At 31.6% G+C, this 13,364-nt stretch carries 10 protein-coding genes; all 10 read left to right on the top strand.

Going from position 1 to position 13,364, the window contains the following annotated elements; genetic code table 11:
• The 10 genes from V1468_RS02295 to V1468_RS02250 all read left to right on the top strand — a co-directional run bounded on the left by V1468_RS02295 (position 1) and on the right by V1468_RS02250 (position 13,363).
• Complete coding sequence (locus tag V1468_RS02295; RefSeq protein ID WP_331808637.1) at positions 1 to 1,593, top strand: PAS domain S-box protein; 1,593 nt, start codon at positions 1 to 3, stop codon at positions 1,591 to 1,593.
• A 1-nt stretch (position 1,594) separates the two neighbouring features.
• Complete coding sequence (locus V1468_RS02290) at positions 1,595 to 2,728, top strand: FIST signal transduction protein (protein WP_331808636.1); 1,134 nt, start codon at positions 1,595 to 1,597, stop codon at positions 2,726 to 2,728.
• On the top strand, positions 2,729 to 3,772 hold the full coding sequence (locus tag V1468_RS02285; RefSeq protein WP_331808635.1) for a sensor histidine kinase: 1,044 nt from the start codon (positions 2,729 to 2,731) through the stop codon (positions 3,770 to 3,772). It abuts the gene before it with no gap.
• A gap of 1 nt (position 3,773) precedes the next feature.
• Positions 3,774 to 4,871: an FIST signal transduction protein gene (locus V1468_RS02280; RefSeq protein ID WP_331808634.1), complete on the top strand. Its 1,098-nt coding sequence runs from the start codon at positions 3,774 to 3,776 to the stop codon at positions 4,869 to 4,871.
• Entirely contained in the window at positions 4,871 to 6,037 is a 1,167-nt protein-coding gene (locus tag V1468_RS02275) for a sensor histidine kinase (protein WP_331808633.1), read from the top strand. Before V1468_RS02280 ends, V1468_RS02275 begins: the two co-directional genes overlap by 1 nt.
• Positions 6,024 to 6,341: an Hpt domain-containing protein gene (locus tag V1468_RS02270; protein ID WP_331808632.1), complete on the top strand. Its 318-nt coding sequence runs from the start codon at positions 6,024 to 6,026 to the stop codon at positions 6,339 to 6,341. Before V1468_RS02275 ends, V1468_RS02270 begins: the two co-directional genes overlap by 14 nt.
• A 9-nt stretch (positions 6,342 to 6,350) precedes the next feature.
• On the top strand, positions 6,351 to 7,064 hold the full coding sequence (locus tag V1468_RS02265) for a LytR/AlgR family response regulator transcription factor (RefSeq protein ID WP_331808631.1): 714 nt from the start codon (positions 6,351 to 6,353) through the stop codon (positions 7,062 to 7,064).
• Between the two features lie 630 nt (positions 7,065 to 7,694).
• The gene (locus V1468_RS02260) at positions 7,695 to 10,145 is read left to right on the top strand and encodes a DUF4114 domain-containing protein (RefSeq protein ID WP_331808630.1); all 2,451 of its coding nucleotides are present in this window, start codon (positions 7,695 to 7,697) and stop codon (positions 10,143 to 10,145) included.
• A 149-nt stretch (positions 10,146 to 10,294) separates the two neighbouring features.
• Positions 10,295 to 12,688 (top strand): sensor histidine kinase, encoded by a 2,394-nt coding sequence (locus V1468_RS02255; protein ID WP_331808629.1) that lies wholly within the window; start codon positions 10,295 to 10,297, stop codon positions 12,686 to 12,688.
• 6 nt (positions 12,689 to 12,694) lie between these two features.
• Positions 12,695 to 13,363 (top strand): hypothetical protein, encoded by a 669-nt coding sequence (locus tag V1468_RS02250; protein WP_331808628.1) that lies wholly within the window; start codon positions 12,695 to 12,697, stop codon positions 13,361 to 13,363.
• The last annotated feature ends 1 nt before the right edge of the window (position 13,364 follow it).

The raw sequence follows: 13,364 nt of genomic DNA, 5'->3' as shown, positions 1-13,364 counted from the left end.
ATGAGTCAGGAAGAAGTAGATATTCTTAAAAGAACTCTTGCTAGAGAGAGGGCATCTAGGAAAGCTGCAGAAGAAATTTTGGAAGCAAAATCTGCAGAATTATACGAAGTTAACCAAAAATTAGAAGCATCTCATAAAGAACTAACTACACTATACTCTAAAACGAATTCTCAGTTACAAGGTGTTTTTGAAACCATCGCAGATGCGTATGTTGTTGCAGATGTAAATGGAGATATTATAAAAATGAATGAAGCCACACTTCCTTTATTAGGTATTCAAAATATAAATGATACATGTAACTTAATGGAGTTGGTTAAACCGTCAGAATATGACCGTGTGTATAAAGCTTTTAATAAGCTATATAGAGAAGGTGGTAATATTTCAGACCTTAGAGTTAATATCACTACTATAGATAAAAGAGACATATTAGTGCAAATAAATGCTAGTGTTATTTATGATAAAGAGCGACCAATAGCTACTCAAGGTATAGTAAGAGATATTACTTTAGAGAATAAATACCAACAAGCTTTAGTTACCCAAAAGCAAAAGTATGGTAACATTATTGCCAATATGAATCTTGGTCTTGTAGAGGTAAACAATGACGATGAGATTTTAATGGTGAACCAAAGTTTTGAAGAAATGTCTGGTTATTTAGAAGAAGAATTATTAGGTAAAAAAGGAGGAGACGTTTTTCAAGCTGATAGCAACAATGACAGAATAAAAATAGAAAACGAGAAACGACTAAGAGGTGAGTCTAATTCTTATGAACTAAAGGTTAAAAATAAAAAAGGTGAAATTAGATATTGGCTTATAAGTGGTGCGCCAAATTATGATTTAAAAGGAAATATAACTGGGTCCATAGGCATACATCTAGATATTACAGAATTAAAAAATCTAGAATTTCAGAAAGAGAAACTTCTTCAAAAGCTAGAAAAGAGTAATGAAGAGTTACAAGAGTATGCTCACATAGTTTCTCATGATTTAAAATCTCCATTAAGAAGTATTGATGCCCTAATTAGCTGGTTAAAAGAAGACAATAAAGATAAGCTTGATGATGTAAGTCTTCAAAATTTTAGTCTCATAGAAACAACCCTAGAAAAAATGGAGCAGTTAATTTCTGATATTTTAAATTATTCTAGTGTTGCTTCAGATAATACAGACTTAGAACCTGTAAATACACAGGCTTTAATAGATGATTTGCTCAAAATATTATATGTACCAGATCATATAAACGTAAGGGTGCTAAATACCTTACCAACTGTATGTGGAGATAAAACCAAGCTTCAACAGGTTTTTCAAAATCTAATAAGTAATGCTGTAAAGTTTAATGACAAGGAAAATGGCCTTATAGAAATTGATGTAGAAGAAAATGATAACTTCTATCAATTTTCCTTTAAAGACAATGGTATTGGTATAGACCCTCAGTTTCACGACAAAATATTTAAGATTTTTCATTCACTTAATAAAAGCAAAGACTCTACTGGGATTGGACTTTCATTGGTTAAAAAAATTGTCAATCTTCATGATGGTAAAATATGGTTAGAAAGTGAACCAGGAAAAGGAACTACATTTTATTTCACTTTAAAAAAGTAACATGAAAACAGTACAATTAGTAAAAAGGGACAATAAAAACTGGGAATATATAACACCAAAACAAGAGTTAAAAGAACCTTTGGTTTTAGTGTTTGGAAATCGTTTAGCAATTGAAAACAAAAATATTTATGCTGAAATAAGGACGTTGTTTCCTGATGGTGAAATTATATTTGGCTCTGCATGTGCAGAAATTTCTTCAGACACAGTCAACGAAAATAGTATAACCATTACGGCAATTCAGTTTGAAAAAAGTAATTTCATCGTTAAGACCAGTAATGTTTTAAATAAAGATTTAGATAGCTATAAAACCGGTAATGAATTAATAAACCAATTCCCAAAAGAGGGCTTAAAATATGTTTTTGTTGTATCTGAAGGAAGTTTTATAAACGGAAGTCAGCTAACAAGAGGTATGAGCGCCTCAACAGATGATAATATAGTTATAACAGGTGGTTTATGTGGTGATGATACCAGGTTTGAAAAAACAATTGCAGGTTATAATGAAAACCCTAAACCAGGCGAAATAGTTGCAGTTGGTTTTTATGGAGAGACTCTAGATATTTCGTTTTCTATTCATGGCGGATGGACTCCCTTTGGACCAGAGCGTATTGTCACAAAATCTGAAGGAAACACCTTATATGAGTTAGATGGTAAACCAGCATTAGACCTATACAAATCCTATTTAGGTGATAAAGCAAAAGACCTTCCTAGCGCAGCATTGCTGTACCCTTTAAATGTAACTTCAGAAAATGAAAAACAATCAATAGTAAGGTCTATTTTAAACATCGATGAAGAGAATAATGCTGTAATCTTAGCTGGTGATATAACCAAAAATTCCAAAGTACAGCTTATGATGACTAATGTAGATAATATTGCTAATGCCTCAGAAAGAGCAGCAAAGCAAGCATTAGAGCTAAGAGAAACAAAGCCAGAGTTGGCAATGTTGGTTAGCTGTATTGGTAGAAAATTAGTGTTAGATCAACGTGTTGAAGAAGAAATAGAAGAAGTTATAGAAGTTTTAGGTAATGATACTACAATTTCAGGATTTTACTCTTATGGCGAAATAGCACCTTTTCATGGAGAAGTTGCCTGCCAATTGCACAATCAGACCATGACTATTACTCTAATGAGTGAGTAAATGAATTCACTTTTAAAAAGACAAATACGTAAATTCCTTAGTGACGATCTTAAGGAAAATAAAGATTTGGAAGTCTTTCTGAATGCTGTTGATTTGTCTTACCATAATTTTGAAGAACAGTCTAATATGATTCAAAGAGCTATGAGAATTAGCTCCGAAGAGTTGTTTGAGGCTAATAGAAAATTACAAAAGGAAGCAAAAGAGCAAAAAGAGCTAATTGATAAGCTAAAAAGTGTTGTCAATAAACTAAAGGTGTTTAATAATGATTCTGAACAAAAAGAAGATAAAGAGCTTAATGAAATTGAGCTTGTAAACTTTATAGAAAATCAGGCCAAAGAAATTGTTGAGATAAATAAGCAACGAGAAATATTGTTTAAAGAGTTAGAACACCAAAACCAAGAACTTAGCGATTATGCTCATATGGTATCTCACGATTTAAAATCTCCGCTTCGTAGTGTAGATACCCTTGCCGCTTGGTTGCTAGAAGATAACAAGGGCAAGTTAGATGATCACTGCAGTTTACAATTAGGTTTAATTCGTACTAATGTAGAGAAAATGGATGCTTTAATTAGTGGGATTTTAAGCTATTCCACTATTGGTAAAAACGAAGTAGAAACATATAAGGTAGATCTTAATTTATTATTGAAAGATGTACTTAAAATGATAGAAATCCCAAATCATATCTCAGTTAATATACCAAGCTTACCTTCTGTAAATGGAGATAAATACAGATTACAACAATTGTTTCAGAATTTAATAAGCAATGCTGTAAAATATAATGACAAAAACCAAGGTTATATAGAGATTGGGTTTACTGATAAAAATGAATTTTGGGAGTTCTCTATTAAAGACAACGGAAAAGGAATTGATGAGGTTTACTTTAATAAAATTTTTAAAGTCTTTGAAAAGCTTGAAAATATAGAAGGATCAACAGGTGTTGGTTTATCTATAGTAAAGAAGATCGTAGATTTATATGGTGGCAAAATCTGGTTAACATCAAAGCCAGGGGAAGGGAGCACGTTTTATTTTACATTAAAAAAATAGTATGTTAATAACAACTACAAATACAGATGAAATTGTCTCAGCTATTTCAAATCATGTTGGCGATAATGCAGCTTTAATTACAATTGGAGAACACACAGAAATTGATGTAACTCAGCTTATCAGTGAGCTTAATGCTTCACAGACTAAGTTTATGGGAGGGATTTTTCCAAAAGTTATTCATGGCAATTCTATTTTAGATAAGGGTATTGTTATTAATACGCTCAATAATTTAGAGTCTATGTTTTTGGTTAAAAATATAAGTACAAAAGATTATACAATTCCTAAGGTTGTTTTTAGTAAAAACCAGGACTATAGTCTTTTTACCTATGTAGACGGATTAACATCAAATATTTCTCATTACTTAAGCGAACTCTATGAAAATTATGGAATGCAAACCAATTATTTTGGAGGAGGAGCAGGCAGTTTATCACTAGAGCAAAGGCCTTGTGTTTTTAATAGCGAAGGCGTTTTTCAAGACGCAGCTGTTTTTGCCATAATGAAAATGTCTTCTAGAATTGGCGTTAAACATGGTTGGAGTAAAGTAGATGGACCATTTATTGTAACCAAAGCAGAAGGTAATATCATAAAAGAAATAAACTGGAAGAATCCTTTTAAAGTCTATAAAGAAGTTGTGGAAGCACACTCAGGTAAAACCTTTACAGATAGCAATTTTTTTGATATTGCAAAAGGATATCCTTTTGGAATATTAAAAGATGATGCCGAGTGCATTGTTAGAGATCCGCTAATGGTAAATGATAAAGGAGAACTGGTATGTGTTGGAGAGTTAGAGGTTAATGTGCTTGTAGATATTTTAAATGGTGATAAAGCGTCTTTAATAAATGCAGCTAAAGGAGCAGCTCAGGATAGTATAAAGAAGGCATCTTCACCAAGAAAAGCAATTCTTATAGATTGTATCTCTAGGATTTTGTTTTTAGAAGATAATTTTGATAAAGAACTAACAGCTATAACCAGTACTATAGAAAAAAACTTTGATAATATATCTATTGGTGGAGCATTAACTCTAGGTGAAATTTCATCTTACGGAGAAGGCTTTTTAGAGTTTTACAATAAGACAGTTGTTGTAGGTTTGTTCGAATAATGAAAATTGAAAATCACATATTAGACATTTTACAGCTTTATGAATATGCTATGGCTATTGGTAAGTCTTTAGATTATAAGGAAAGCTGCGATTTGTTTTTAAAACTCATACTTAAACGAAAAAATCTTAATGCAGCATGGATATTAGAGCCTAAAGGCAAATTGTTGCATTCTACTTATGCCATTCCTTTTGGCAAAGAAATTAGTATAAAAAAAGACCAGCCTATTTCAGAGTTTTTAAAAACTATAGAGTTTAGTAAGATAGTTCCTGTAGATAGTATTGTCTCAAGTATTTCGCCAATACCAATCGATAAAGGAAATGCTACAATTTTTAATCTAGAGGAGGAAGGCTATTTGTTTTTGTATTCTAAGAAAGATAATCTAAGTAACAAAGATTTATCACAATTAGAACCAGTGATAAAAAAGTTTACTATTAATCTAAAAGCATGTAAAGCTTTTAAAGAACAAGAGCAATTGCTTCATAATTTAGAGGTTCAAAACCAAGAGCTTAGTGACTATGCACATATGGTATCTCACGATTTAAAATCACCACTTCGTAGTGTAGATACACTTGCAGCTTGGCTAATAGAAGATAACAAAGACAAATTAGACGAGCACTGCAGTACGCAACTAGGCTTAATTCGCTCCAATGTAGAAAAGATGGATGCACTGATTAATGGTATCTTAGACTACTCAGCAATTGGTAAAAACCAGGTAGAAACATATAAAATAGACCTCAATTTGTTGCTTAAAGACATGCTTAATATGATGGAGATACCTAGTCATATTTCCGTCAATATGCCAGAACTACCAACTATAATAGGCGATAAGTACAGATTACAGCAATTATTTCAGAATTTAATAAGCAATGCTGTAAAATACAACGATAAACCAAAAGGAGTTATTGAAATAGGTATAGAAGAAAAAGAACAGTTTTGGCAATTCTATATTAAAGACAACGGTAAAGGAATTGATGAGGTTTACTTTAATAAAATCTTTAAAGTCTTTGAAAAGCTTGAAAATATAGAAGGATCAACAGGTGTAGGTCTGTCAATTGTAAAGAAAATAGTAGATTTATATGGTGGCAAAATCTGGTTAACATCAGAACCAGGTAAAGGGAGCACGTTTTATTTTACATTAAAAAAGAAGAGTAATGGAGAAGCCTAATTTATCTTATATAGAAAGTATGTCTGGAGGTGACAAAGCTTTTGAGCAAAAACTAATAGACATCATTAAAAAAGAATTTCCAGAAGAAAAGCAGGTGTACTTTGATAATATCGCTGCAAGTAATTTTAAAGCAGCGGCAGAAAACGTGCACAAACTTAAACATAAAATTAGTATTTTAGGGCTCACAAAGAGTTATGATGTCGCTGTAGACTATGAGAATAACCTAATAGAAAACAGAACAGAAGGCAAAGTAGAGTTCGAAGCTATTTTGCAAAATATAACCAGTTTTTTAAAGACCCATTAATCCTGTTTTATGAATTGTATTATTATAGATGATGAAGCTACAGCAAGAGCTATAATTAACCAACTATGCAGTACTGTAGATAGCTTAAATGTTTTAGAAGAATTTCCTAGTGCAATTCATGCCATAAAGTACTTAAATCAGAATGATGTCGATTTAATCTTTTTAGATATACACATGCCAGATTTTACGGGTTTTGATTTTATAGAAACCATAAAGAATCCACCAAAAATTATATTAACTACCTCAGATTCTAATTTTGCTATACAAGCATTTGAGTACGATTGTATAGTAGATTATTTGGTAAAACCAATTACACCAGAGCGCTTTAAAAAAGCCATACAAAAAGCAGAAGCTGTAGCAAGCAGTCCAAAAAAGGTAAAAAAGCCTGAAGATGATGTAGAGACATCTTCTGGTAACGATTTGTATGTTAATATTGACAGACGACTCATAAAAATTGATATTCCAAGTATTTATTTGGTAGAAGCCAAAGGCGATTATATTCAAATAAAAACTGAAACTAAAAACTATACGGTACATTCAACACTAAAGAAGATTGAAGAAAAACTTCCCGATAGTTTATTCTTAAAAATTCATCGTTCTTACATTATTAACGTAGATAAGATTATAGATATTGAAGATAATAGTGTTCTTATAAAGAAAGATGTAATACCTGTAAGTCGTTCTAACCGTCCAGAGTTAATGAAACGACTTAATTTACTCTAAACAATTCATCCTTTTAATAAGGGTTTTCAACGTAGCCAAAGGTCTATTTATCGAATATCAAATATGTTGATAGGTACTCTCATTTATCTTTAATTTAGATTCATATAGCGGTATATTGGATTAATGGCGAATTAAGGCAGAGACAAAAAGTTTCTGCTTTTTTTTGGCTCAATAAATAGAAATTACCATTCGTCGACACTTAACTGCATTCCACAGCCTTACAGTACATGTTTAACGAATAATAAAAATCCCAGCATAGAATGTCAGTATTTTTGAATTCGAAAGTCATAATTTCATGGTTTTTGGATTGATGGTAAGAACAAGACAAAGGCGAAAGCCTTTGTCTTTTCAAATTAAGAAGGTGATTAAATAGCAAATAAAGTATAATAGTCAGTGGTATTTTAACCCCTTAAGAACTGATTATTATAACCTCCTAATTACTAACTAGGAGAAAGGCAAATACGAAAGTTTTTGCCTTTTGTTTTTTATGAAAATTTCATTCAAAAAATAGCATAAAAACCATTCACCGAAGTAAAAAAGCAATCTAACGCGCTAAGCTTGGTGTCAATCGAAAATATAAAGTTAAGCTCACCTTTTCAGTCTAATTTTGTGGTATAAACACAAGAAATCATGAAACATAAACTACTACTTTTTTGTTCAATACTAACAATGGTAATTTCTGCCCAGAATTACCAATTTCTAGGAGAATATACATCAGATGGAACACCATTGTATTTAGAAAATCCAGGAGATGTTGTTTCTGGTGAAACATTGCAAATGATAGACAATTCTCTTCCAGAAAGTTATCCAGTGCCAGACTATAACCCTCATTATATTTCATCTGGTTACGATACAGACTTGCAAATAGAGAGTTTGGCAGATGTTTGGGTAACCTTTGTGAGTGAAGGTGCTGGTTACAAAAACGTCTTAGGATTCTATACTTATGATATAAATAATCCGCCAGCTACAGCACCACAACCAGAGGATATAACCATTATATTTCCAAATGCTTCTGCTTTATATAGTGGAGGAGGTTTGCAAGTTGGTGATAAAGTAAAAATTGGTACGTTTCCTGCAGGAACAGGAATTGGTTGGGTGTTATTAGCAAATGCTTGGAACTCATCTACAAGTACTGTTGGTTATGGTTTATGGCAATTGTATTCTAACCCAGATTACAATCCAGAATCTGAAGAATCTTTACGCTACCACAACGTATTGTTAAATGATCCTGACAACGAACGTATCATCTTAGGTTTTGAAGATATTAGAAGAGATTATGGATCTTGTGATAACGATTTTAATGATGCTATTTTTTACATCTCTGCAAACCCTTACACAGCATTAAGAACTGTAAACTACGCAGATGTTAACAGTGCAACAGATGTTACTTCTGGTAACGATGGAGGTCTAGAAAGTAATGGAGATTTAGCAAGTTTAATAGCTAAAAGAAACTTTAATCGTACAAAGAATAACCAAGTAAAGAATAAACGTTCTCGCCAGAGAAAATTTAATAAACAACAATACTTACAACAAAAATCTTCCAACAGTGGATCAAATATAGAATCGTATTTGCCAGAAACAGGTATGTATGGTAATGAAACTGCTTATGTGTCTAGTCCAGAAGATTTAATAGGCATTACCAATGCTACAGAAGTGTTTTCACTAGATATGTACAAGGAAAGTTCTAGAGTTTCAGCAGTTTTAGCAACCGCAACAGAAGGTGCTGTTTACGACCATTCAAAAGTTATATGCGATAGATTAAACAGTTCTAGTTTAGAAGACATAAGAACTGTAAATGTAAGAGGTCACAAGGTTATTAGTGCAAAAATTCTAAGAGCAACTGGTGAGATGGAATACACATTAAGCTTTTCAATAAAATTAGGTGAAGTACAAAATGAGTTATTTAGTTTTTGGAATATAGCACAATATCCAGAAGGGGATTATTACAACTTTCAGATTTGGGGAAGCTCATTCTCGCAAGTGTTCTCAATAGGAAATCATATTATAGATACACTTACCGCAGAAAAGCCTTTATTGAGTACTGCTGTAGAAGACGTTATACCAATGGTTTTTGTAAAGTCTGGTTCTTATAGTAATGGAGAACTTCAGTTAGATATCATCAACAAAATAAATGCAACAGCATTAAATTATAATGCAAGTATTGCACCAACAGAAACAACAGAATATTATAGTGATGCACAGTCTATTGCTTTATCAGGAAATTGGAATGAACACATTACAATTACAACAGGTACTTTATTCGATGTTGGTTTCTCGTTACAAGTAGATGGATATGCTCAACAGGACGCACTGTATTTAGCAGATGGACCTTGGGGAATAGATTACAACACACACTTGGAACAAATCGCCAGCTTTGATGTGGCTAATAATCCAATAGCTTATGATGATGATCTTTATGAAATAGAGCGCCAACCAACAGTTTCGGGTGTAGTAACTGGTAATGTTAACCTGTTTAGACACGTTTTACCAGGTGATCAAACTTTAGATGTTACAGATTTTGAAGCCATTCAGTTTTATATGACGAGTGACAATCCTGTAGAAGTAATATTAATGCCAGAGCAGTTAGAGGATTGGAACAATCGCTTACGTTACACCATACCAGCAAATACAGCAAATACATTTTATAACATTGCGTTTAGTGATTTTGTAGATGCTAATGGAGAGAGTGGAGATGTTACAAATGTTAAAACGATTGTATTTTCGGTATTAGGAGATTATTCAAACTCGGTACCATTTAACTTAGGTGTTTCAGAAGTGGCTTTTGGTGCACAACAAAGTTTAGGTATTAATGATTTTGAAACAGAGGATAACACATTACAAGCATTCCCAAATCCAATGACGTCTCACACAACTGTAAACTTTACAATGGCACAAAACGAAACAGTGCAATTTGTAGTGTACAATCAGTTAGGTAAGCAAGTATATAATAAAACTCATAATGCTGTTGCAGGAAAAAACAGTATTACTATAAATAGAAACAATTTAAGTGCAGGTGTATATTTCTGTAAAATCGCTAATAGTCAGTTTACATATAATCCCTTAAAACTGATTATTAAATAACCCTAATTAATAACCTTAAGTGTTGAAGGCAAAAGCGAAAGCTTTTGCCTTTATTATTAAAATTCATTTTTTAATACTTACATTTCGATAGTTATAAGTTTTTCTTTATTTTATACTTTTATCGAACTTTATAATTTTATTATCAATTAATGACTAAAATTGCCTTCAAAGTTTCTGCTAGAGCTGGAAAATTACTAGGTAGAGAAAATTTCTCTAATCCTGAGGGTGCTATCATTGAATTGGTAAAAAATTCATATGATGCTGATGCTAAAAACTGTTTTGTACTTTTTGATATACCTACAAAGAAGATTAAAGATAGTAACGGTAAAGAATTTGAAATTCCGATAAGAGAGAAAAGCACTATCTATATCATTGATAATGGTGAAGGTATGACTGAAAATGTCATCAAAAATCACTGGATGCAGATTGGTACAGGAAATAAAGAGAAAGATTATATTTCTGATGATAAACGAACAAAGACTGGAGCAAAAGGGATTGGTCGTTTTGCTTTGGATAGATTAGGTTATGAAACAGAAATGTGGACACTTTCTAAGAAAGCAAAAAATAACATTGGTTCTTTTTGGAAAATGGACTGGAATGAATTTGACCAAAACGATAAAGCGATTTCACAAATTGAGGCAGAATTAGAACCAGTAGAAGTTGATTTAAAAGCAAAAATTAGAGATCTTACTAACAATAATCCTCAATTAAAATCAATTATAGAAGGTTTGAACTTCAACAGAGGAACTATTATAAAAATAGATAATCTCAAGGACGATTGGTATATAGAAGAAACATCGTCTGTTTTTAAAAGTTTAGAGGCCTTAATTCCACCTAAAGAGCTTAATATCCCTTTTGAGGTATATTTTAATCATTTTCAACAACCCAAAGAATACGGTAAAGTTCAAACAGCATTTTTTAATGACTTTGACTATAAAATTAAGGCTAGTTACAATTCAGAATCCTTAAGTGTAGATTTTGAAATAACTAGAAATGAAATTGATATCAAGTCATTGAAAAAGAATTATCCTGAAATTTATAAGTCAAAAAAACATCCGTATGATTTAAAAACTCTTGAAGAGAAAACTTTTTCCTATTCCAAGGCTATTGATAAAGTATTAAACTGGAAACTTGATGATTCTAACAGAAAACTTTTAAGTGATGTCGGAAGTTTTGATTTGACATTTTACTATTTAAAACAAAGAAATTCCAAAAAAGAAGGATATCCTTATAAGAATATTAATTCCCGTGAGAGAAAATCAATACTTGAACGCTTTGGAGGGGTAAAAATCTATAGAGATTCGTTCAGAGTGAGACCATATGGAGACCCAGACAATGATTGGTTGAGGTTAGGTTCTAGAGCCGCTTCGAGTCCTGCCAGTGCTGGACAACGAATTGGAGACTGGAGGGTTAGACCTGAATCAACAGCAGGAATAATAACAATCTCGAGGTTAAATAATGAATTATTAATTGATAAGTCCGACAGAGGTGCTTTACAAGAAAATGACGCTTTTGAAACGTTTAAAACTATAATCATTGGTGTTATTCGTGAATTCGAATATGATAGAACAAGAGTATTAAATCCTCTCTTTTTAGAAAATAAACGAAGAAAAGAAAAGAAAAAAGCCGAAGAACTTCAGAAAAAAGCAGAGGAATTAGCAAAAAAACTATTAGAACAACAAAAGAAAAATAAGGACACTAATAAAACAGAAGAAGAGGAAGAAGATGAAATAGAAGACGCTATAATTGATACGATTAAGACTATTGAAAATGAAAAAGAAGAAGAAGAAAATCAAGAAATTGTCCAAGTAAGGTCACTTGCGAGTTTAGGCTTAGTTGTGTCATCCTTTGCTCACGAATTGAAAGAAGTAAAAGATAATGCGATAGAAGTTAAAGAACTAGAAGGGATTTTCAATTCCATCGTGCCTAAAGAGTTAAAAAACTCTAGTGATTATAAGGATGGTATCGATATAATTGAATTATTAGATGAGAATTCTGATAAAATTATCCATTGGGTAGATTATGCATTAACAGCTATTAGAAAAGACAAAAGAACCAGAGGTAAATTTGAATTTACTGGATTTTTGAAATCCTTAAAAAAGTCTTGGAGTCGAATTTTTAAAAAGAAAGATATTCTTCTCAATATAAATGATAATACTAAAGATGAATCATATGATTTTCGAGCTTTTGAAATGGATATGTCAACGATTTTCACAAACTTAATTAATAACTCAATAGATTCATTTAATAATCTAACTGAGATTCAGGAAAGAATAATAGATATTTCAGCCAGCTTGAAAGACAATTATATAGAAATTATATATACTGATAACGGAGTTGGATTGGATGTAGTATTTGAAGACAAAGAAGATATTTTCCTGCCTTTTAAAACTGCGAAAAGAGATAGAAAAGGAAAAGAAATTGGGACAGGTTTAGGTATGTATTTAGTTAAATCTGTAATTGACGATAATAATGGGACTATTGATATCCTAGAGCCAACTAAAGGATTCTCTGTATTAATTTCATTTCCAATAAGAAAATAAATAATTATGGAAGCTAAATACAAAATTGGATATATCGATGAAGATATAAAACAAGTAAAAAAATATCAAAGACGTTTCAAGAACTTTGGAATTGAAATTATAGGTTACGAATTTCACCAAGGAATGTCTTTGGATGAGCTTATGAATCAAGTTTATGAATCTGATATAGATTTATTAATGATTGATTACAAGTTAAATGAGACAAATCAAGTTACTTTTAATGGTGAAATCGTTGAAAGTGAATTCTATGACAAAAAGCCACTATTTCCTCATATTATATTCACAAACAAGGTTGAACAGGCTGAACCGCACGTTGAAGACTGGAAAATTATATTTGATAAAGATGATATTTTCAGTGAAGATGATGAAGATGAAAAGAAAGTTCATCACTTCATCACTACTTTAATTAAAAGTATTGAACAATACAGAAATCACGTTAATAAGAAAAAAGTCATTGTCTCTGAACTGTTAGAAAAAGGAGAAAAAGAGGGTCTAACTGCTTCAGAAAAAGATTTGTTGGTCACCAAGCAAGATGAATTGTTAGCTTTAGATAAAAGTGAGAGAAATGAAATCCCTAAACACCTTTTAACCGAAAAAAAACTGGATGATTTAGCTAAAACTAAAAAAGATGCAGAAGCATTTCTACAATCATTAATCGACAAAAGAAAAAAGTGAT

Source organism: Winogradskyella poriferorum (assembly GCF_036553625.1).
In the GTDB taxonomy this organism is placed as follows: Bacteria; Bacteroidota; Bacteroidia; order Flavobacteriales; family Flavobacteriaceae; genus Winogradskyella; species Winogradskyella poriferorum.
The sequence above is the reverse complement of the archived record's forward strand: the minus strand, read 5'-3'. Positions and strand labels throughout refer to the sequence as shown.